Here is a 21152-nt window from a genome sequence, read left to right on the forward strand (position 1 = left end):
GACCGGTCTCCGGGCGTTGAACGCCCGGAGACCTCACACCCGCGCCCGACCGCCTCGTCAGAACAGGCGTTGCCACCGGCCATGCCTCCTCGGCGGGCGACACGCCACGACAAAGGCGTGGACGGCCGGCGCTTGAGCACACGAGGTGATCATGAGCTCTGACATGCGCGGTGGCGTGCTCGTCATCACGCACGGATCAACACTCGACGGTGTCATCGAGCACATCAGGACCGCGGCGCGGGCCGGCATCGGTACGGCATGGCTGCCCCAGGTCTTCGGCAACGACGCACTGACCACGCTGGCCGTCGCCGGTCGCGAAGTACCCCGCATCCAGCTCGGCACCGCCGTCGTACCCACCTACCCCAGACACCCCCTGGCACTGGCCGGGCAAGCCCTCACCGTGCAGGGAGCGACGGGCGGCCGGCTGACGTTGGGCATCGGTCCGAGCCACCGAGCCACCATCGAGGGGGCCTACGGGTACTCCTACGACCGGCCGGTACGCCACGTGCGGGAATACCTGAGGGCTCTGGCGCCGCTCCTGCGCCAAGAAGCCGTCGACTACCGCGGCGAGACACTGACGGCGGTCGGCGCCGTCGATGTGTCAGGGGCGACACCGCCGTCGTTGCTGCTGGCCGCGCTCGGCCCCGCGATGCTGCGGCTCGCGGGCGAGCGGACGGACGGCACCGTCACCCAGTTCACCGGGCCGCGCACGATCGCCGACCACGTGGTGCCGACGATCACCCGTGCCGCGAGCCGGGCCGGACGGCCGGCGCCACGCGTCGTGGCGGGGCTGGCCGTGTGCGTGACCGAAGAACCGACAGCACGGCGTGAGCTGCTGGGGAACATCTACACGGCCGTGGGCACCGGCGGGGAACCGAGCTACCGGGCCATGCTCGACCGCGAAGGCGTCGCCACGGCGGTCGACGTCGCACTCGTCGGCGACGAGGCGACCGTGGAACGCGAACTGCGGCGGTATGCCGAAGCGGGTGCCACCGAATGCATGGCGACCCTGTTCGGAACCGACCAGGAGAACGCACGCAGTCTGGAGCTCATCGCGTCCTTGGGCTGACGTCTCTCGCAGCGGCCTGCCCCCCCACACACGTGTCCGGCACCCGCACCGGTGCGAAGCATCAGCTTCGCCACCCGGTGCGGGCGCCGTCCGGCGTCAGGGGAGCCTGAGGACCGGGTGGTAGACGTCCAGCCACACGGCCAGATCGAGGGTCCGCTCCAGGCCCAGCCGCGTCAGCCGGTCCATCCCGGCGGCGTCACGCTCCGTCGCGGCTTTGAGCCAGCCGCGGTCGACCAACTCGAAGAGTTCATGACCCCGGCGCGTCAGCAGGTCCTTGCCCTGCTGCTGCAATTCCCGGCTGTAATACGGGTCCTGGGTCGAGGGATACGGGCTCTTGGGCCGCCACGCGACCGACGCCGGAAGCATGTCCTTGGCAGCCCCGCGCAGCAGGCTCTTCTCCCTGCCGTCATAGGTCTTCAACGACCAGGGCGCGTTGTAGACGTACTCGACGAGCCGGTGGTCGCAGAACGGCACGCGCACCTCAAGGCCGACCGCCATGCTCATACGGTCCTTGCGGTCGAGCATGTACCGCATGAAGCGGGTCAGATGCAGATAGATCATGACGCGCATGCGGTACTCGACGTCATCCTCGGACCCGAGGCGCTCGACCTCCCCGACGGCGCTGTCATACCTCTCCAGCCGGTACTCCTCCAGTTTCAGCTCGGCCACCAGCTGCGGATTCAGTCCGGTGGCGTCCTTGTCGAAGGGGCCCACGCTGACCGCGATCCACGGGAACGCCCGCGCACGCTGGATCGCGGGCACATGCATGTGCCGGTACCCGCCGAACAGCTCGTCGGCCGCCTCTCCCGAGAGGGCGACGGTCGACTTCTCGCGGATCGCCTTGAAGAGCAGATACAGCGAGAAGTCCATGTCGCCGACTCCCAGCGGGGCGTCCCGCGCCACCAGGGCGGCCCTGCGGACGTCGGGGTCGGCCAGCGTCCTGGGGTCGAGCACGATGTCGGTGTGGTCCGCGCCGACGTGCTCGGCGACATCGTGGATGAACGGGGTGTCGGGAGCATCACGCAGATCGTCCGGTACGAAGTTCTCCGCCTGGCCCGTGAAGTCCACCGCGAAGGTCGGCACGCGTTCGCCGGCGAGGTGGGCGGCGGCCAGCGCGGTGAGAGTGCCGGAGTCCAGCCCGCCGGACAGCAGCAGACAGCGCGGCACATCCGCGACGAGCTGCCGTCGCACGATGTCGTCCAAAAGCTCGCGGACCCGTCCGACCGAGGTGTCCACGTCGTCGGTGTGCGGAGCGGTCCGCAGACGCCAGTAGGTGCGCTCGCGCACGCCGGCCTCGTCCACGGTGACGATCGTGCCGGGCTCGACCTGCTGTATGCCCGCCCAGATCGCGTGCCCCGGCGTGAAGGCGTACGACAGTGCCTCGCGCAGCCCGTCGGCGTCGACCACGCGCTCGGCCAGCGGATTGGCCAGAATGGCCTTCTGCTCCGAGCCGAACAGCACGCCGTCCGGGGTGCGGTAGTAGTAGAGCGGCTTGATGCCCACCCGGTCGCGGATCATCACGAGCCTGCGCTCCCGCGCGTCCCAGATGGCGAACGCGTACATGCCGTTGAGACGGTCGGCCAGTTCCGCTCCCCAGCGCAGGTACCCGCGCAGGACGACCTCGGTGTCGCTCGACGTCGTGAAACGCTCGCCCGCCCGGACCAGCTCCTCGCGCAGCTCGACGAAGTTGTAGACCTCGCCGCTGTAGACGAGCGTCACCTCACCCTGTCCGGTGCGCACGGTCATCGGCTGCGCCCCGCCCACCAGGTCGATCACGGCCAGCCTGCGATGGCCGAGTGCGGCGTGCCGGTCGATCCACGCGCCGTCGGCGTCAGGACCCCGGCACGCCATCGTCCGGGTCATCGCGTCCAGTGCCTCCCGTTCGCGCGTCAGGTCGCGGCCGAACGAGACCCAGCCGGTGATGCCGCACATGTCTGCCTCCTGCGGTCGTCAAAGGTGGTCGTCAGTGCACGTCGGTGCACGTCAAAGGGGGGCGCTCCGCGGCGGGTCACCCGGAGTCACGCAGCAGCGCCGCCGCGCGTTCGGCGATCATGACGACGGTCAGATGCGTGTTGGCGCACACCATGCTGGGCATGACGGACGCGTCCACGACATGAAGGTTCTCGGCCCCGTACACCGCGCAGCGCTGATCCACGACCGCGCCCGAGTCGTCGGCCGGGCCCATGCGCACGGTCCCCACGGGGTTGTAGGCGCTGTCGACCGCCCTCTCGATGTAGTCGCGCAGCGCCTCGTCGTCACCCATGACGCGTTCGTCGAGCGCGACCAGCTGCTCGCCCTTGTCGAAGATCTTCGGCGAGCTCGCCAGCTCCCAGCAGCCCCTGACCGCGTCCGCGAGCAGACCGTAGTCGCGCTCGTCGGAGAGATAGCCCAGGTCGACGCGGGGCGCGGCGAACGGATCGGACGCGGCCAGCGTGACGCGGCCGCGCGAGTGCTGGCGGCGCAGTACGACCATGACCCCGAACACGGCCCTTGCGCCGGCGACCCGGCGCAGTTCGGGGAAGTGGAGCGTGAGGTCGAAGCGGTTGACCATCGCGTAGTACTGGTCGTTGAACCGGCTGTCGGTGGTGCGGGTGACGATCTGCCCGGTCGACTTGCCCTCGTTCTCATAGCCGGGCTTGGGCGTCATGAACACCCCGATGCGCGGCTGGTCGGTCAGCCCGGCGCCCACGCCGGACAGGTCCGCACGGACCGGCAGACCGAGCCCGCGCAGGTCTTCGCCGGGCCCGATCCCCGAGCGGAGCAGGATCGCAGGCGAAGCCACGGCTCCGGCCGAAAGGATCACCCGCCGCGCCTTGACGGTCTCCCACGGACCGCCGTCCACGGACAGCACGACGCCCGTCGCGCGCTCGCCCTCGAACACGACGCGGTCGACGAGGGCGCGGGCCAGGATCGAGAGGTTGTTCCGCCCGGAGGCAGGCCACAGGTACGACGTCGCCGTCGAGACGCGCGTCCTGGGGTCGCGCCGGTTGGACGGGATCGGGCCGACGCCGGTCGAGGCGGGGTCGTTGTGGTCCTCGGCCCAGGGGTGTCCTGCGGCCAGACAGACGTCGAGGAACGCCTGCTGAACATCCGTCAGTTCCTCGGGGCGCCAGCGTCTGACGGGCACCGGCCCGCCACGGCCGTGGACGTCACGGTCGCCGAAGTCCAGGTCGTCCTCAAGTCCGCGGAAGACCGGGAGCACATGCTTCCAGCCCCACAGCGGGCTGCCGCTGTCGGCCCACTCGTCGTAGTCCTGGGGTGTCCCTCTGATCACGACCGTGTTGCCCACGGCCGATGAGCCACCGGTGACCTTCCCGAGCGGGAACATCACCCGGCGATCGCGAGTGAGCTGGGTGGTGAAGCCCCAGCTGTGCTTCACGAGCGACATCGCGTTGGCGTCGAGCAGGTCGTCCGGAGTCGTGGCCGGGGTGGCGTAGTGGCGCCCCGCCTCGATCAGCAGCACCCGCCGGGCGGGGTCCTCGCTGAGGCGGGCGGCCAGCACCGCTCCGGCGCTGCCGGCCCCCACGATGATGTCGTCGTAGATCACCGATGCCGACATGCGCGCCGCCCTCACCGCTTGCGGGCCACGCCGCACCACATGGGCAGCGGCTCGGGTCCCGGGGTGCCCTGCGGTGGCCGCCACAGCTCGGTCCGCACCACCCCGGGCGGCATCACGTCCATGCCGTCGAAGAACCGCTCGACCTCGGAACGGGTGCGGCGCACCACGGAATCGCCCGTCTGCTTGTCCATCTCCGTGAGCATCGCGTTCAGCGCCACATCGGTGTCGTCCTTCGCGAAGTGGGAGAGCGCCAGACAGCTGCCGGAGGGTACGGCGGCGAGCAGATCGGCGGGGATCCGTCCGGGCCCGTCGGCGTCCTCGACGAAGTGGAGCACGCCGAACAGGATGAACCCGACGGGCTGGGAGAAGTCCAGTACCTTCGCGGCCCTGTCCAGGATGTCCTGCGGATCGCGGAAGTCCCCGTCGAGGAAGACGGTGTCGGGGTCGCCGGCAAGCAGGGCCTGCCCGTGTGCGGCGACACTGGGCTCGTTGTCGACATAGACGACGCGGCAGCCGGGCGCGGCCCTGCGCGCGGCCTCGTGCGTGTTGCCCATGGTGGGCAGCCCGCTGGCCAGGTCGAGGAACTGCCGTATCCCGCAGTCGCCGGCCAGATGTCCGACGATGCGCCCCAGGGCGTCGCGGGCCGCGTGCAGGTCGACGCGCACCCCCTCGGCACCGCCGGGCTCACCCGGCCAGTTGACGAACGCGGTGTCGCCGACGGCCCGGTCGGACGCGAAGTTGGCGGTCCCCCCGAGCAGATAGTCCATGATCCGCGCCGTGTTGGGGATCAGGGCGTTCACCCCGACCGGCGCCTCCTCATGGCGCGGCGCCGATGAATTCTCCGACATGCTCCAGCCTCCTTCGCGCCGCGGCACCCTGGCTCGCGGCCTTCACGACACCAGCGTGACCGTGCGGAGGTGGCTGCGGCTTCTCACTCCGTGCCCCGCATGCGGAAGGCGCCGGGCAACGCCGGAGTAGTCCCCGGCATCCCTCGAAAGCGACGCTTGACGAGGGGAACCCGGAACTCTGCCGTCTCCCCGGCGACGTGTGCCCGCTACGCGTCGCGCTTCCCGCAGCCCATGTCAGCGAGGGTGATGTATGACGCCGCAATACGATGACATCGTCGTCGGCGCTGGTTCGGCCGGCGCCGTGCTCGCCGCGCGACTGAGTGAGGACGCGTCGCGCCGTGTGCTCCTGCTCGAAGCCGGCCCCGACTACCTGATGCCGCACGCAACACCGGACGACATCCGTACCGGCAACGCGATGTCCTTCCACGACCACGACTGGCAGTTCAAGGCGGACATCCACGAGGGCCGCAGGATCCGCTTCCCGCGGGGCAAGGTGACCGGCGGTTCGTCGGCCGTCGGCGCCACGGTCGCGCTGCGCGGACTTCCCGGTGACTACGACGAGTGGGCGCGCGCCGGAAACCCGTCATGGTCCTGGCAGGAGGTGCTGCCCTACTTCCGGCGCCTTGAGGACGACCTGGACTTCGGCGGCGAGTACCACGGCCAGAAAGGCCCGTACCCGATCCGCCGCTGGCGCCCCGAGGAGCTGGTGCCAGGACAGCTGGCCTTCGTCGAGGCCTGTCTCGACGCCGGCTTCCCCGAGGCCAAGGACCACAACCATCCCGAGGCGACCGGCGTCGGCCCGATCCCCTCGAACCGGCGCGACGGCCTGCACCGGGTCACCACCGCGATGGCCTACCTGACACCGGCACGCGAGCGTCCCAACCTGGACATCCGGGCCCGCACCGTCGTCGACCGGATCGTGTTCGACGGCGATCGCGCCGTCGGGGTGACGGCGTCCGAGGCCGGCGGCGGCTACGAGACGATCAGTGCCCGGCGGGTGATCCTGGCCGCGGGCGCCGTGGCGTCGCCGACGATCCTCCTGCGGTCCGGCATCGGCCCCGCCACCGAGCTGCGGGGGCTGGGCATCGACAGCCGTGCCGACCTGCCCGGTGTCGGCGCGAACCTCGTCGACCACCAGCGCACCGGCGCGTTCCTGGCGCCGCGCCCCGGCGCCTGCGATCCGTCGCTCCCGTTTCTGCAGGAGATCCTTCGCACCACGGCGTCCGGCTCCGACGAGACGAACGACCTCCAGTACTACATGGTGAACCACTTCGACCTGACGCACTTCCCGGAGCTGCAGATGCTCTCGGGAACGCAGATGATCCTCGGGGTCATGGTCGTGTCGCAGCGGCCGCGCTCCCGCGGCAGGCTCGCGCTGACCTCGACGGATCCGCTGGCGCCGCCACGGATCGAGCTGAACTTCCTCTCGGACGGCGGCCGGGAGCTCGACCTGCTGGTGGAAGGCGTACGCACCAGCTGGCGCCTGGCCAACCACCCCGGCATCCGCAGCCTCGGGCAGGGCTTCGTCGTCCTGAGGGACGCGGTGATCGACAACGACGACATGATCCGCCAGTACGTCAAGACCAGCCTCGACAGCGCCTATCACCCGGTCGGAACCGTACGCATGGGACCGGCGGACGATCCCTCGACGGTCGTCGACGAGCGGTGTTCGGTGCACGGGCTCGACTCCCTGTACGTCTGCGACGCCTCGGTGATGCCCAACACGGTGCGGGCCAACACGAACCTCACGTCGATCATGATCGGTGAGCGCACCGCCGACTGGTTGCGCGCGTAGCCGAACACACGAAACCGGCCGGGGGAGCACCCCGGCCGGTTTCGTGTGCGCGCGAGGACGTCAGGTCATCTGACGTACCGTCATCGGCAGGCCGCCGCGGATGCGCAGCGTCAGCATCGCCTCGCCGGTCACCTCGTACCCGGGCACCTTCGTCAGCCGCAGCTCGCGTGCGACCGTGGCGAGAACGACGGTGGCCTCCATCATGCCGAGGCTGTTGCCGACGCAGAACCGGGGCCCCGCACCGAACGGGATGTACGCGTAACGGTTTCTTCCCGCCGCCGCGCCAGGGGCGAACCGCTCCGGATCGAAGCGCTCGGGCGCCGTCCAGAACGCCGGGTGCCGGTGCAGCAGATAGGGGCAGAGCAGCACGTCGGCGCCGCCGGCGACGGGAAATCCGCCGATCTCGTCCTGCGCGCGGGCGATGCGCGGCAGCAGCCAGACCGGGGGATAGAGGCGGATGACCTCGTTCAGAACCTGTGTCGTGTACGTGAGTTCATGCAGGCTCTCGATGGTCAGCGGACCGCGCCCGAACACCTTCACGGCCTCGTCGTGCAGCCGTCGCCACACCTCGGGGTGCGCGTCGAGCAGATGGAAGGCCCAGCTCAAGGTGCTGGCGGTGGTCTCGTGGCCGGCGAGCAGCAAGGTCACCAGCTCGTCGCGCATGCGGACCCGTCCCGCGCGCTGGTCGCCTCCGTGGCGGACCGACTCGATGAGCCGCGAGACGATGTCGTCGCCGGCCGGACCGGCGGCGCGATCGGCGGCCAGTTGGTCGACGATGCGCTGAAGGTCCCGCCGGGCCCGCCGAAAGCGTGTTTGCAGGGGCAGCGGAAGCCACAGCGGAACCGCACCGAGGGTGATGGCGTCGAACATCGCCTGGTCCTGGACGGCTTCGAAGGAGTCACCGAGCGATGCGAACGTACCGAGGTCGGCGTCGACCAGTGTGCGCCCGAGGACGCCCAGCGTGAACGCGGTCATCTCGGCGCGCATGTCCACCGGGCCCTTGCCCGCCAACGAGCGCAGGCGGGCGGCCAGTTGCTCGGCCTCGTCACAGACGGCGCCGAGCTGCCGGGCGATCCGTTTCGGCTGGAAGACCGGCTGGATCACCTTGCGTTGTCTGCGCCACACCTCGCCGTCGCTGGTGAGCAGGCCGTCTCCGAGGGCGCGCCGGGCGTGGATCATGCCGAGGCCCTTGGTGTAGTTCTCGGCGTTGTCCGCCAGGATGTGTCTGGCGTGGTCGGGGTGGTTGAAGAAGTGGAGCGTCTTGGGACCGAGCGGCAGCCGGACGGCGTCGCCGTATGCGGCCGCGGCCCAGACCATGACGTCGAGACGGCTTCGCACCATCCTGGCGAGGACGGGAAGGGTGAAGACACGCGACGGGCCCGGCATCCGGCGGCGTTGCCGGCCGGCCGGAGAACGCGTGGTGGTCACGGAATGGCCCGTCGGAGTTCGTCGAGCCCCGAGGAGATGCGTTGCCGCCAGAGCTCGTAGGGGGGAACGCCGGAGCCGTCCAGGGGCTCGGTGCGGCTCTTGTCGGCGAGGTCGGCGGCCTGAGCGGGAGTGATGCCGCAGAGCAACTGGGTTGCCAGCGTGGTGTGTTCCGTCACGAGCCCGGTCTGGAACCGGGCCGTCGCGGCAAAGACCGCGCCTTGTGCGACCTGCGGCAGGTGGTTTCCGGCGCGCCGCATAAACGTCCCCAGTTCCTGCTGGTCGGCGGCGCCCGCGTACGTGGTGGCCAGACCGGCGCCGCTGTACAGATCGGCGCGCCGGGACGTGTCGAACGCCTCGATGAGATCGGCGGCCCGCTCCGGGTCGGCTCCGGCGACGAACCAGATCGCTCGCCCGATGCCCTGGTCGATCACCCGGCTCGCGTACGACGCGGGTCCGTCGGCCGGCCAGGGGAAGTTCGGCTCCTGGTACTGCCGGTGTACGTACTGCTCGGTGTGGAAGTAGGCCTGGTGGAACCCGTAGCCGTCCAGGACGAGCCAGCGCAGCAGCGGATCGGCAGCGGCGGCGGAGGCCTTCGCCCACCGCATGCGCGGCAGCCGGGCCATGGCCCAGCCCATCCCGACGTAGACCATGTAGATGTGGTCCTTGGCCCTGCCTTCGAGGAACCGGCTCACGTGGCGGCCGCCGAACGGAAGGCCGTCGCGTATCGCGAAGCCCATGCCGGCGCCCTCGTAGGCGAAACCGCGGAACTGCCACGGCACCGACTCAAGACGTTCTTCGGCGTCCTGCGGCACACGGGCTTCGGCCGCGTAGGCGTACCCGGCGAGGAAGGTCTCGCCCACCGTCTCCAACAGCTCCCGCGCGGCAGCGCTCTTCACATGGAAACCGCGCACGGAAAGGTTCGCCTGTGACGTGCTCGGCGTCAGAACGCGGCGCCTGAGTGCTCGCCAACCACTGGTCATGCCTGTCTCCTCTCGGCGGACCTCCTGCTGTTCGAAGATCCGAGGCGGGGCGTGCCTGCCTGCCGGCCGACACGCCTGCTCTCGATGCTGACGCATCGTCAGGTCAAAGCGAGGCGAGCTGCGGGGTCCGTAGCGGAGCTCGCGTCGGCTCGGGAAGGAGCCGGTTGTCCAGTTCCGGCAGGGCCAGCAAGATCGGCAGATCGGTCCGGTCCACGGTGCGCATGGGGATGCGGAGCTCAACGTCGTGGTCGGCGCGCATCACGACGGGCTTGCCTGCGCCCAGTAAGAGGGGATGGCGCGCCCAGGGCCGCGGATCCACGTCGGCCCAACGGACCGCGACCGCGGCGGCGCGTACGTACCATTCGCCGACAGGTACCGCGCTCAGCCGGTACTCCAGGACACGGCAGGCTTCGGCGGTGCACTCCAGGATGTCGCAGGAGACCGGCATCCCTTCGACGATGGGGCTGCCGAACGCGCCGACGTAGACGCGCAGCGGCGTGCTGCTCGGTGGCAGGACCACCGTGCCGTGCACCGTGCCGGTGCCGCGACCGGTGCCTCGGTCGAAGCGCGGCAGCGGCGGCAGACCGCTCTGGGACAGCGACCGGAACCGGGTCGGCGAGGCGCCGACGCTCCGGGTGAACCGGGTCGTGAACGTTCCCAGACTGTTGTAGCCCACCTGATAGGCGATGTCGGTGACGCTCAGCGACGTCTCCAGCAGCAGGTTCTTCGCGCTGTACAGGCGGATCGCGGTCAGGAAACGACCGGGCGATGTGCCAGTGACGTTGCGGAAGACCCGCGAGAAGTAGAACTTGCTCAGTACTGCGGTGTCCGCAATCTCGTCTAAGGACAATGGCTCACTGTAGTGATCCCACATCGTCGTTATGGCGCGCTCCACCGCGAGCTTCGATACCTCCACAGGACCCCCGTCGTCAGATGCGGCCAGCCCATGATCGGCTGCCGATTCGCTTCACCAGCCGCTGAGATGCGGTTCGATGATGCGCATGCTCCCATCTCCCGCACTTCTTTGAAGTTGCCTGTATCGGATTTGCATCTGTCAGTTTCCATGGGGTGCGTGGGAACAAACGGGCCAGGGTGTCCGGTGTGCCTGCTGATCGCCCGCCGGTCCGGGCCGAGTCGGCGCCTTGGCCGACTGATCTCGGCGTCTCTCCGAAATACGGGATCGCATCGGCGACGCGGCGGGCTTCACGCGGGCTTCCGTCGGCCCGCGTCAATGAATCACGAAGGGTGAGTACGCGGCCGCCAACCAATTCGACCACCGTAAAGGGCAAAGCGATGTGTAAATTCCGAATCTGTGCGTCGGCTGTTCCTGCGGCGGTCTCCTGGCGGCCTGCGGTGATCACTTACTCGCGCACGCGTGCGGGCGCGAGGGGGTCAACGAAACAATTCGATCACGCTGAAAACGCAGTCGGCCGCGCAACAGAATCGGTGATTCCGCTCCCGTGCTCGTATGGCTCGACCAGTCACGGATGGTGACGATCTGGGGTCCCCCGAGGCGTCCCGGCGCGGGAATTCGTCTTCAGCGGTGCGGGCCGGTGGCTCATGTCGGCCGTTGCGGAACTGCCGAACTCGCGGTTCACCCCGAGCCGTTGGGGATGCTCCGTCAGGAGGCGGTGGCTGGGGCCAGTCGGCGGCCCAGGTCCAGCACGTCCTCAACTCCCTGGCTGCGGAGAGCGAGTCGAGCGCGTATCTCTTCCGGTGCCGGCGCTGCGCTGCCCATCTCGCGTATACGGATTTCGCGAACTGAGCCCCTGGGCAGCCGGTTCTAGCGCAGTGCGGCGATGACCAAGCCGTCAAGGGCATCGCGCCGCACCTCGGTGCCGTGTACCAGGGCGTCGAAGATCAGCCCGTCGATGCAGGTCAGCAGCGTGTCCGTCCGGCTCTCGACGTCCTTGACGCCCTGCACGGCGAGAAACTGCCGGACGGCCTCGCGGCCCGCGTTCTCGCGGGGCACCAGGATCGCGCGCAACTCCGGGTCGCGCACGCTCTCCACGGTGCAGGAGAGTCGGGCCAGCGAACGCCGGCGACCCGCGCCGGTAAGTCGCTGACGGGCGAGCAACACCATGCCGTCCACCAGCTCCTCGGCCGTGCGCAGCGCCGGGAACGCCTCGGCCGTCGCCTGGAGTTCGGCCTGATCGAGCTCGACCAGGCGGTTCACGAGTCCACTCAGCAGTGCGGCACGGGTGCGGAAGTAGGCCGAGGTGGTCCCTGGGGGCAAGGCGGACTTCCGGTCGACCGCGCGGTGGGTCAGACCGCGCATTCCGTCGTCGACAAGGACGTCGAGAGCGGAGTCCGCCAGGAGGGTGCGTCGGTCCGTAGCCATGGCCCCTTTCTACACCCGTAGAGGTTCGGGATAGGCTGGCTTCTACAGCTGTAGAAAGAGGGGGGCTTCGGCATGGGGAACACGGCAGTGGTGGTCGGAGGGGGCATCGGCGGGCTCGCCGCCGCGATCGGTCTGCGCCGCATCGGATGGGACGTGACGGTCCTCGAACGCGCGTCCGCGCTCGCGGACATGGGGGCCGGTATCTCGCTGGCGGCCAACGGGCTGCGGGCGCTGGACGAACTCGGTGTCGGCGGGGCGGTTCGTGCCGCGTCGCGAGGCCAGTACAGCGGCGGCACCCGGACGCCCTGGGGCGCCTGGCTGGCCCGGATGGACGGCTCGGCTCTGGAAAAGGCGGTGGGTGCCCCGATCATGGGCATCCGCCGTTCCACCCTGCACCGACTGCTGCGCGAGGCGCTGCCTGCCGGATCACTGCTCATGGGCTCCGAGGCGGCCACGGTCGAAGAGGCCGGCGCGGGGACGGTTCACGTCGGCTACGGTGCCTCGGCCCTGGAGGCCGACCTGGTCGTGGCGGCCGACGGCATCGGCAGCACGATCCGCGGCCACCTCTTCCCGGACCACCCTGGCCCGGTCCACAGCGGCTCGACCGTGCTGCGCGCGATCACAGAGCATGCGGTCGATCTGCGTACCGACTTCGAGTTGACCTGGGGACGGGGCGCGGAGTTCGGGCACATTGCCTTCCTGGACGGAAAGGCCGAGTGGCACGCCGTCCTCGGTCTGCCCGTGGGAACGCGGTTCGCCGACCCACTGACCGAACTCCGTCGGCGGTTCCACACCTGGCACGACCCGATCCCCGCGCTGCTCGACGCGACTCGGCCGGAGGCCGTGCTGCAGCACGATGTGAACGAGCTCCGTACCCCGCTCCCCTCGTACGCTGCCGGTCGGATCGTCCTGCTCGGCGACGCGGCCCACGCGATGACGCCCAACCTCGGGCAAGGCGCCTGCCAGGCATTGGAGGACGCGGTTACTCTGGCCGCCGCCCTCGGCGCCGAGTCCACCGTCGAGGCCGCCCTGGCCCGCTACGACGCCGAGCGCCGACCGCGCAGCCAAGCCGTCGCGCGGGCTGCGCGGCAGGCCGGAAGAATGGGACAGCAGCTGTCCCACCCGCTGGCCGTCGCCCTGCGCGACACGGCGATGCGACTGACACCGTCCCGGGTCGCCACCCGCATGATCCTGCGCCACCATGCGTGGTCCCCGCCGTCGCTGCACTGATCCGGTTCGCGCCCGCCTGCCACCGCAGGACACCCGCTGAGCCAAGTCGAGTCCCGGGGCCGCCTGATGGGGCCCGTCGGGCAAGGCGTCGTACCCGCGAAGTCGTCCGGCCGCCAGATGCGGGGGCGACGGCCGAGCCCACCTGCCCCCGCTCTCGCAGAGTGGCGCGCCGCAGAGCTCGCGCGCTGTCACCTCGGCGGGCCGGACGCACTCGCGGATGCCTCGTCGATGGCGGCCATCGGCTTCCCGTCCGGATGCCACGCGTTCAGGAATCCCACCTGCCTGCCGATGTCGACGAGTTCGATCCGGGCGCCGATGCTGTCCACCTGGTGGTAGGCGAACGGCCGGCCATAGGGGCAGCCGGAGAAGTCGACGGGCAGGCCCTGTTCTTCCAGGCGCCGAGAACCGCGCCGCACATCGGTGGTCCAGAAGCCGATGTGATCGAACCTGGCTCCCGCGGACGCGTCCCATGGGCTGCCTGATGGTCCCTCGATGAGCTCGATGAAAGGCGGCCCGCCCGCGGTGAAGGCGATGCGGTAGTCCCACCCGCCCAGCCGGTCGGACGCAGGATCACTCCACTCGACTCCGGCCGCACGCCAAAGGTCCCGCATCGCCTGCTCGATGTCCGGGACCACGAAGCACACATGGTAGAAGGCAGTCATGTCCCCATGATCGAGCACGTCGTCCCCGAGGCCCAGAGCTTTACGGAGAACCGGAGCACGTGACTCTTCCGCTCCCTCCCGCGCTCCGGGCCGATCGGGCGGCGGATGGGCCACGCTCGCCGGTCGCGCCAACTCACCTCGATGCGCCGCGAGTTCCACCGCGGTGCCCGCTACTTCTGGCGCGACAGGGCGGTGTCCATCGCCGTCGCCGCTCTGCCGCCGTCGTCGCCCGCGCCCACCAACATGCCGCACACCAACGTCCGGAAGCAGGTGTCGGCGTCGTACGGCTCGATGAGATAGCCGCCCAGCTCCAACGTGACGAGGCCGTGGACGCCGATCCACATCTGATGGGCCACGCGCGCCGGATCGTCCGTGCGGAACCGTCCCGCCCGCATGCAGCGGATGACGGCGCCCACCAACGTCTCCAACGTGTAGCGGCCGTGCTGCCGTTCGTCGTCGGAGAGCGCGAAACCGCCGAGGCTCGCCCCGCCGAACATCACCGAGTACAGGTACTGATGCTCCATCGCGTTGGCCCGGTACGCGCATCCGAGCGCCGCGACGTCGGCAACAGGGTCATCGGTCTCAGCGACCTGGGTCATCCGGTCGTTCAGGCGCCGGAAACCCTCCTGGACCACTGCTTTGACCAGGTCGTCCATACCACCGAAATGCGTGTACACCGAGGTGGTGGACGTGCCCACGGCGGCGGCGAGCCGGCGGGTGGACAGGGCGCTCGGGCCCTCCTCCTGGAGGATGCGTGCCGCGGTCAGGATGAGATTCGCGCTCACTTCAGGGTCGGCTTTTCGAGGGCTCACCCTTGACATGGTCGCACAGGAACCCGAACATAACAATGTTACGTAACGCTGGTATGTGACGGAGGCGGGATGGGCGGCGCACCGAATACGCAGGCCGGGAACTACCGACCGGTCTCCCGCGAAGTCACCGTGCACCAGCCGGAGGTGGTGGGACAGCTGCCGCCCGAGCTGAACGGCACCTTCACCCGCATCGGGCCCAACCCGCTGGGCCCTCCCGACCCGCGCCGCCACGCGTTCGAGGGCGCGCCCATGGTGCACGCCATCCGCCTTCAGGACGGGCGCGCGCAGTGGTACCGCAACAGGTGGCTGCGGACGGACCGGGTCTGCGCCCAGCTGGGAGAACTGCCCACGCCCGGACCCCGGCACGGCCTGTCCGACGACGCCGGGGGCAACCTCGTCCAGCATGCGGGCCGCATCCTCGCGCTCGGCGACGGCGGAGTGCTGCCGGTCCAGATCGGCACCGACCTGGCCACCGCGGCCCGCGTCGACTTCGACGGCACCCTCGTCTCCGGATTCTCCGCCCACCCGGAGACAGACCCGCTCACCGGGGAGATGTTCGCGGTCGCCCACTACCACGAGCCGCCGTACGTCCTGTACTTGGCCATCGGCGCGGACGGCAGGGTGCGCCGATCGCTGCCGATCGCGGTGAAGAGCCCCCCGATGATGCACGCCTTCTCGCTGACCGAACGCTACGCGGTCTTCTACGACCTGCCGGTCGCCTACGACCCGGCAGCGGCGGCCGGCGGCTCGCGCATCCCGTACAGGTGGCGATCGGATCACGGGTCGAGGATCGGCGTGCTGCCGCGCGAGGCCACGACACCCGACGTGCTCTGGATGGATGTGGATCCCTGCTACGTCTTCCATCCGCTCAACGCCTACGAAAGCGCGAACCGGATCGTCATCCATCTCGTCCGCCACCCGCGGGTCTTCGACCGCGAGCCACTGCGGCCGGGCGAGACGGCCCCCACCCTGTGGCGGTGGACGATCGACCCGCGCGCCGGCACCGTCGTCGAGAAGCAACTGGAGGACTACGCGGAGGAGTTCCCGAGGATCGACGACCGCTACAAGCAGGCGTACAACCGGTACGGCTTCGCGGTCGCCATGTCTGCCTGCGGAAGCGGAGGCCACCTCGCAGGCCCGAGCCTCCTCCGCCACGACCTGGCCCTGGGCCGCACCGACATCCACGAGTTCGGCCCCGGACGCGAGAGCGGCGAGGCGGTCTTCGTGCCGCGCGGCCACGACGCCGCAGAGGCGGACGGCTGGCTCCTGAGCCTCGTCTACGACGCGGCCGACGACCGCAGCGAGCTGGTGGTTCTGGACACCGCCGACTTCACAGGGGAGCCGGCCGCCGTCGTGCGGCTCCCGGTGCGCGTGCCGCACGGCCTGCACGCGACGTGGATCGCGGGCTGACCGTCACCGCACCCTCGACAGCAGTACACGATCGGGTCAATTTGGAAGAAGGCGCGCGCCGCCCCGGTCCCTAGTCTCGTCTGGAGTGTCCGACCGGACGAGAGGAATGCCCGTGGGGTTGAAGGTAATCGGCCGTGCCCGGGGGGAGTTCGAGCATCCGGCAGCGTTCTGGTTCGGCGTGCTCGCGTCGACCGCGGGCGTCGCGCTGCACCTGCCGATGTACTTCGGCGCGCGCGACATGCACTACTCCATGTCCGGGATGCAGCCGGACGCCGCCATGATCACAGGGATGGCGCTCATCCTGGTCGGAGTGGCCTCGGCGTTCTACGGTGTGCTGCCCGCGCGCGGAAGCGAGATCAAGAAGTCCGCGCGGCGCATCCGCGTCACCGCCATCGACGACGCCCCCATCAAGGGCCAGCACATCGCCCTGCTCGTCGTCCTCGCCATCGCCATCACGATCGACGTCATGAAGCCCGCGACGCTGTCCTTCGTCGCGCCCGGCGTCGCCCAGGAGTACGGCCTCAAATCCCCGGCCAACCCGCACGGGCACATCCCCGTCTCCTGGCTCCCGCTCGTCGGCATCAGCGGAACCGTCGTCGGCTCGTGGATCTGGGGCTGGCTCGGTGACCGCATCGGGCGGCGCTCCTCGATCCTGCTCGCCGGAATCCTCTTCATCACCACCTCCATCTGCGGCGCGATGCCCGGATTCCTCTGGAACCTGCTCATGTGCTTCCTGATGGGGCTCGGCGTCGGCGGCATGCTGCCGATCGCGTTCGCGCTGATGGCCGAGACCATCCCCGCCCGGCACCGCGGCTGGCTGATGGTCCTCATCGGCGGCGACATCGCCGGAGCGTACGTGGCCACGAGCTGGCTTGCCGGGTGGCTGACCCCGACCTACAGCTGGCGCATCCTCTGGCTCATCGGCCTGCCCACCGGGCTGCTCTTCATCGCGCTGAACCACTGGATCCCGGAATCGCCCCGCTATCTGATCGCCCGAGGCCGGGAAGAGGAAGCCGGCGCGATCATGGCCCGGTACGGCGCCGAGGTACGGGAGATCGACCCCGGCACCCAGGACACCGAAGCGCCGGCCCGCGGCAGCGGCCGCCAACTCCTGCGGCGCCCGTTCGCCGGCCCCACCCTCGCGATCACGGTCCTCGCCCTCGGCACGGGCCTGGTCACCTACGGCTTCCAGCTCTGGGTGCCGACCAACTTGCAGCACCTCGGGTTCTCGGCGGTGAAGTCGGACTACGTCGTGCGCAACGCGGCGCTGCTCGGGCTCCCCTTCACCGTTCTGGTGGCCGTGGCGTACGGATGGTGGGGGAGCCGCAGAACCATCGTCACGCTCTCGGTGGCGTCGGCGCTCGCGCTGGGCGGCTTCGCGGTGGCCGGCGACTCACTCGTCCACCACCACCTCGTGCTCTCGCTGCTGCTCGTCGTGCCGCTGTCCGCCGTCAGTTCGGTGGCGGCGGTCGTCTCCGCGTACGCCGCCGAGATCTACCCCACGATGCTGCGCTCGCAGGGTTCGGGCCTCGCGGCCGGCATGACCAAACTGGGCGGGGTGCTGATCATCGCGATCGTCGTCGCCGCCACGACCATTCCCTCGATCGCGGTGACCGCGGTCATCGGCGCCGTGCCGCTGCTCCTGGCGGCCGTCCTGTTCGTATGGATCGGCCCCGAGACCAGGCGACGCAAACTGGAGGAGATCAGCGGCGAGTTGATGGCCACCGCGGACGCCGCCTGAGGCCTCTCGTACGGTACGTGGCCAACGCGACGGCCCGGCGCCACCAGGCGCCGGGCCGTCGCGCGTGCCCCATGCGTACGGATCCTCAGTGCCAGGGTGCGGTCGGGAACCACATGTAGCCCAGCAGGTGCAGCAACCGCACATCCCAGTACACGACCGCGAACACACCGGCGATCAGGAAACCCGAAGCCGTCAGGGCACTGACCCTGGCCGGTTCCGCCGCGAGCCAGCGCCCGGAACGCCCCCGCAGGACGAGCGAGATCACCACGACGATCAGCGACATCACGACGATGTTCCCCAGCGACTGAAGGGCGAACGCGGCCGCCCCGTACAGCGGGTTGTGGTGCTGTGCGGCGCTGCGGAACATCTGGCCGAACAGCGGGTAGGGCCGCCCGATCAGGAAGGCGCCGATAAGCATGCCCATGAGGATCAGCGGCGCGTTGCGGAAGCGCCGGGAGACCGCGGCGAGTGGGTCCGGCACGATGCCCGCGGCCGCGAGCCCGAGCACGATCATGACGAGACCGATGACGCCGAAGTCGATCATCGCCTGGAGGATCCGGGGCGAGAGACCGGGGGAGTGGGCGGTGGAGAACTGCGGCATGTGCGTGCCGAAGATTCCGACCAGCGCGCCGTAGAGGGCCGAGAGCGGCAGCATGCCGACCGCGAGCCAGCCGATCGGCCGCGCGATGCGGACCAGTGACTCCCGCCGCGACAACGCGGATTCACCGACCAGGGGACCCACCGCGCCCAGCACCATCACGTTGCACGCGGTGAAGGACCCGGCCAGACCCGAGACGAAGGCGAAGAGCACGCCCGAGGCGACGCCGGCGATGGGGGTCGCGAGTGCGTCGTGCCCCAGCATGGCGTCCGCGGTATTGAAACCGATCTGGTCATCGGCCAGTTGCGGCGACCAGGCATACGCCAGCAGGAATCCGAGCACGCACCCGACAGCGACCACAAGGGTCCGGCGCCGTGGAAATAGCCCGCTGACGAACAGGGATGTCCCGGGCCGGGAAACCGCCGGTTTCTCGGCGACGGCGTTGGTCATGGATATCCTCCTGGGAGGGTGATGCGGCCGCACGGCACGGTCGTCAGCCGTGAGTCTCGGCCCCCTTCACCCATTCCGCTTCTTCGATCCTGCCCTCCATCGACTTTACGTAGATCGGCATCTTCAGGATTGCGCTTCTCGATGCGGGCGACCATGGTGAGGCAAGAGGAGAGAAGCCCCGACGCAGGTCCGGCAGTCATCCTGGAGGCGGCGAGCAGGCGCTGTCACGGATACTCATCCACGGACGACCGCGATTATGGGGAACTTCCATGAGCACTCAGCGATATGAAGTGGCAATTCTCGGATCGGGAATCGGCGGCTCGATGCTCGCGTGCATCCTCGCCCGGCACGGAGTTTCGACACTCCTCCTCGAAGGAGCGAGTCACCCCCGGTTCACCATCGGCGAATCACTGATTCCCGAGACCGGCCTGCGCATGCGAATCGTCGCCGACAAATACGGCGTCCCCGAGATCGGATGGATCGGCACGTTCCACAAGTTGCGCAGGCATGTGAGCAGCAATTGCGGAGTGAAGCGCTCGTTCGGTTTCATGTACCACCGGGCCGGCGAGGAGAACCGGCCCGAGGAGATCAATCAGTTCGGGACGCTGACACCGCCCGTCGGCCCCGACTCGCATCTGTTCCGCCAGGACACCGATGCCTACCTCGCCGCGCTCTCGGTCAGGTACGGAGCGACGTTCCACTCCCAGACGCGCATCGACGACATCGACTTCGGGGAGGACGAGGTCACGCTCCGGGCGACCTCCGGCGAGACGTACCGCGCCAAGCTCCTCATCGACGCCTCGGGCATGCGGTCGATGGTCTCCGACCAGCTCGGCATGCGCGACGAGGTGCCGCGCTTCCGCACCGACACCCGCGCCATCTTCACCCACATGATGGGCGTCAAGTCCACTGACCTGCTGCTCGACCCCAAGGACCGGCGCGAGCTGATCTCACCGCTCGGCCAGTCCACCATGCACCATGTCTTCGACGGCGGCTGGATGTGGGTCATCCCCTTCAGCAACCACCGTGACGCGACGAATCCGCTGACCAGCGTGGGCCTGATGCTCGACCGGCGCAAACACCCGGTGCCGCACGGCACGCCCGAGGAGGAGTTCCGCCGGATCGTCTCCAACTACCCGACGATGGCCCGGCACTTCGCCGACGCGCGCCCCGCACGCCCATGGGTCCGGTCGGGCCGCATCCAGTACTCCTCGCCCCATCTGATCGCACCCCGGCTCATCCAGCTCCCCCACGCGGCCGCCTTCATCGACCCCCTCTACTCCAGCGGCATGTCGGTGCTCATCGCGGCGGTCGACATGATCGCCGAATCGCTGCTCAAGGCCGTCGCGGAGAACGACTACGCGACCGAACGGTTCAAGCCCATGGAGGACGTGGTCAACCGCGGCTTCGACCACTACGACACGGTCGTGTCCGGGTCCTTCGACTCGTTCGCCCACTACGACACCTGGAACGCCTGGAACCGCAACTGGGTGATGGGCAGCCTCCTGGGCACGTTCGGCCCGCTGTCCCTGCTGATGCGCTACCACAAGACGAAGGACCGCTCCCACCTGGAGAAGACGACCGAGCCGAGCCGCATGGGAGTGCTCGGCAGCCACCTGCCGGGCGTCGTGGAGATGGCCCAGGCCTCACGCGCCTGCATGGACGCCGCGCTCGCCGGCGACATCACCTACGAAGAGGCGAGCCGGCGCATCTTCGAGCGGTTCCGGGCGATCGACTTCCTGCCGTCCTACATGGGCTTCGGCGACCCCGGGAAGACCGCGACGGCGACGTTCACCCTGCTCCCCGGCGCCCGCCACGTCCTGTGGTACCGGATGCACGGCGACCCGCTGTACCGGGACAACTGCGTCTTCCCGCTCACGACGTACGCACGCGACGGTGCGGCCTTCGTGCTCGACGAGACCCGAGACGCCTGGCGGCGCAGCTACTCCGCCCTGCGCGACGTCCTCTTCGCGCGCAACAGCGACTGGCGGCACACCGCGCCGGCGCTCGCCGCGCACCCCGAGCTCGTGACGCCGTCCACGGCGCCGGGGCCCCTCGCGCAACAACCGCCCGCACGCGACGACATCGGAGTCTCCAGGACCGAGGCCTCGCCGACCGCGACGGGCTGAGCGGCAGCGCCCGGACGTGCCGCCGCGTGCGGCCCGGCCCGCCCGGGCCCACCCCGCGCCATCCGCCGCAAGGGGGCCCGGGCCACGCGTCCCTGAGCCC

17 protein-coding genes are annotated in these 21152 nt (G+C 69.7%); 7 read left to right on the forward strand and 10 right to left on the reverse strand.

Annotated elements, in window-relative coordinates:
- Window positions 1–151 precede the first annotated feature (151 nt).
- Window positions 152–1069 (forward strand): LLM class F420-dependent oxidoreductase, encoded by a 918-nt coding sequence (locus ACGFW5_RS20185; RefSeq protein ID WP_393835625.1) that lies wholly within the window; start codon window positions 152–154, stop codon window positions 1067–1069.
- A 96-nt stretch (window positions 1070–1165) separates the two neighbouring features.
- On the opposite strand, the gene asnB is transcribed toward ACGFW5_RS20185, so the two are convergent.
- The 3 genes from asnB to ACGFW5_RS20200 form a co-directional block, all read right to left on the reverse strand.
- Window positions 1166–3001, reverse strand: coding sequence for an asparagine synthase (glutamine-hydrolyzing) (asnB, locus tag ACGFW5_RS20190; RefSeq protein ID WP_393835626.1), 1836 nt, complete (start codon window positions 2999–3001; stop codon window positions 1166–1168).
- A 76-nt stretch (window positions 3002–3077) separates the two neighbouring features.
- Window positions 3078–4628 carry a GMC family oxidoreductase gene (locus tag ACGFW5_RS20195; RefSeq protein WP_393835627.1) on the reverse strand — a complete coding sequence of 517 codons (1551 nt, stop codon included), beginning with the start codon at window positions 4626–4628 and terminating at the stop codon, window positions 3078–3080.
- An 11-nt stretch (window positions 4629–4639) separates the two neighbouring features.
- Window positions 4640–5476: an SAM-dependent methyltransferase gene (locus ACGFW5_RS20200; RefSeq protein ID WP_393835628.1), complete on the reverse strand. Its 837-nt coding sequence runs from the start codon at window positions 5474–5476 to the stop codon at window positions 4640–4642.
- Window positions 5477–5726: 250 nt separating this feature from the next.
- On the opposite strand from ACGFW5_RS20200, the gene ACGFW5_RS20205 reads away from it, so the two are divergent.
- The gene (locus ACGFW5_RS20205; RefSeq protein WP_393835629.1) at window positions 5727–7271 is read left to right on the forward strand and encodes a GMC family oxidoreductase; all 1545 of its coding nucleotides are present in this window, start codon (window positions 5727–5729) and stop codon (window positions 7269–7271) included.
- A 60-nt stretch (window positions 7272–7331) separates the two neighbouring features.
- Here the strand turns inward: ACGFW5_RS20205 and ACGFW5_RS20210 are convergent, their stop codons facing one another.
- The 3 genes from ACGFW5_RS20210 to ACGFW5_RS20220 form a co-directional block, all read right to left on the reverse strand.
- Window positions 7332–8612 carry a cytochrome P450 gene (locus ACGFW5_RS20210; RefSeq protein ID WP_393835630.1) on the reverse strand — a complete coding sequence of 427 codons (1281 nt, stop codon included), beginning with the start codon at window positions 8610–8612 and terminating at the stop codon, window positions 7332–7334.
- Between the two features lie 83 nt (window positions 8613–8695).
- Window positions 8696–9679: a DUF1702 family protein gene (locus ACGFW5_RS20215; RefSeq protein ID WP_393835631.1), complete on the reverse strand. Its 984-nt coding sequence runs from the start codon at window positions 9677–9679 to the stop codon at window positions 8696–8698.
- Between the two features lie 103 nt (window positions 9680–9782).
- Entirely contained in the window at window positions 9783–10595 is an 813-nt protein-coding gene (locus ACGFW5_RS20220) for a helix-turn-helix transcriptional regulator (RefSeq protein WP_393835632.1), read from the reverse strand.
- Between the two features lie 552 nt (window positions 10596–11147).
- Here ACGFW5_RS20220 and ACGFW5_RS20225 point away from each other — a divergent pair.
- Entirely contained in the window at window positions 11148–11444 is a 297-nt protein-coding gene (locus ACGFW5_RS20225) for a CbrC family protein (RefSeq protein ID WP_393835633.1), read from the forward strand.
- An 18-nt stretch (window positions 11445–11462) separates the two neighbouring features.
- Here ACGFW5_RS20225 and ACGFW5_RS20230 read toward each other — a convergent pair whose 3' ends face one another.
- Window positions 11463–12020, reverse strand: coding sequence for a TetR/AcrR family transcriptional regulator (locus ACGFW5_RS20230; protein ID WP_393835634.1), 558 nt, complete (start codon window positions 12018–12020; stop codon window positions 11463–11465).
- Window positions 12021–12092: 72 nt separating this feature from the next.
- On the opposite strand from ACGFW5_RS20230, the gene ACGFW5_RS20235 reads away from it, so the two are divergent.
- Complete coding sequence (locus tag ACGFW5_RS20235; protein WP_393835635.1) at window positions 12093–13250, forward strand: FAD-dependent monooxygenase; 1158 nt, start codon at window positions 12093–12095, stop codon at window positions 13248–13250.
- A 188-nt stretch (window positions 13251–13438) separates the two neighbouring features.
- Here ACGFW5_RS20235 and ACGFW5_RS20240 read toward each other — a convergent pair whose 3' ends face one another.
- Both ACGFW5_RS20240 and ACGFW5_RS20245 read right to left on the reverse strand, forming a co-directional pair.
- On the reverse strand, window positions 13439–13912 hold the full coding sequence (locus tag ACGFW5_RS20240) for a VOC family protein (RefSeq protein WP_393835636.1): 474 nt from the start codon (window positions 13910–13912) through the stop codon (window positions 13439–13441).
- Between the two features lie 170 nt (window positions 13913–14082).
- Window positions 14083–14697 (reverse strand): TetR/AcrR family transcriptional regulator, encoded by a 615-nt coding sequence (locus ACGFW5_RS20245; protein WP_393835637.1) that lies wholly within the window; start codon window positions 14695–14697, stop codon window positions 14083–14085.
- A 96-nt stretch (window positions 14698–14793) separates the two neighbouring features.
- Between ACGFW5_RS20245 and ACGFW5_RS20250 the strand changes: the two genes are divergently transcribed.
- Both ACGFW5_RS20250 and ACGFW5_RS20255 read left to right on the forward strand, forming a co-directional pair.
- The gene (locus tag ACGFW5_RS20250) at window positions 14794–16134 is read left to right on the forward strand and encodes a carotenoid oxygenase family protein (RefSeq protein ID WP_393835638.1); all 1341 of its coding nucleotides are present in this window, start codon (window positions 14794–14796) and stop codon (window positions 16132–16134) included.
- A gap of 112 nt (window positions 16135–16246) precedes the next feature.
- Entirely contained in the window at window positions 16247–17875 is a 1629-nt protein-coding gene (locus ACGFW5_RS20255; RefSeq protein WP_393835639.1) for an MFS transporter, read from the forward strand.
- 85 nt (window positions 17876–17960) lie between these two features.
- On the opposite strand, the gene ACGFW5_RS20260 is transcribed toward ACGFW5_RS20255, so the two are convergent.
- Entirely contained in the window at window positions 17961–18923 is a 963-nt protein-coding gene (locus ACGFW5_RS20260) for a hypothetical protein (protein WP_393835640.1), read from the reverse strand.
- A gap of 269 nt (window positions 18924–19192) precedes the next feature.
- Between ACGFW5_RS20260 and ACGFW5_RS20265 the strand changes: the two genes are divergently transcribed.
- Window positions 19193–21052 carry an NAD(P)/FAD-dependent oxidoreductase gene (locus ACGFW5_RS20265; RefSeq protein WP_393835641.1) on the forward strand — a complete coding sequence of 620 codons (1860 nt, stop codon included), beginning with the start codon at window positions 19193–19195 and terminating at the stop codon, window positions 21050–21052.
- The last annotated feature ends 100 nt before the right edge of the window (window positions 21053–21152 follow it).

It is taken from the genome of Streptomyces sp. NPDC048416 (assembly GCF_043200435.1).
In the GTDB taxonomy this organism is placed as follows: Bacteria; Actinomycetota; Actinomycetes; order Streptomycetales; family Streptomycetaceae; genus Streptomyces.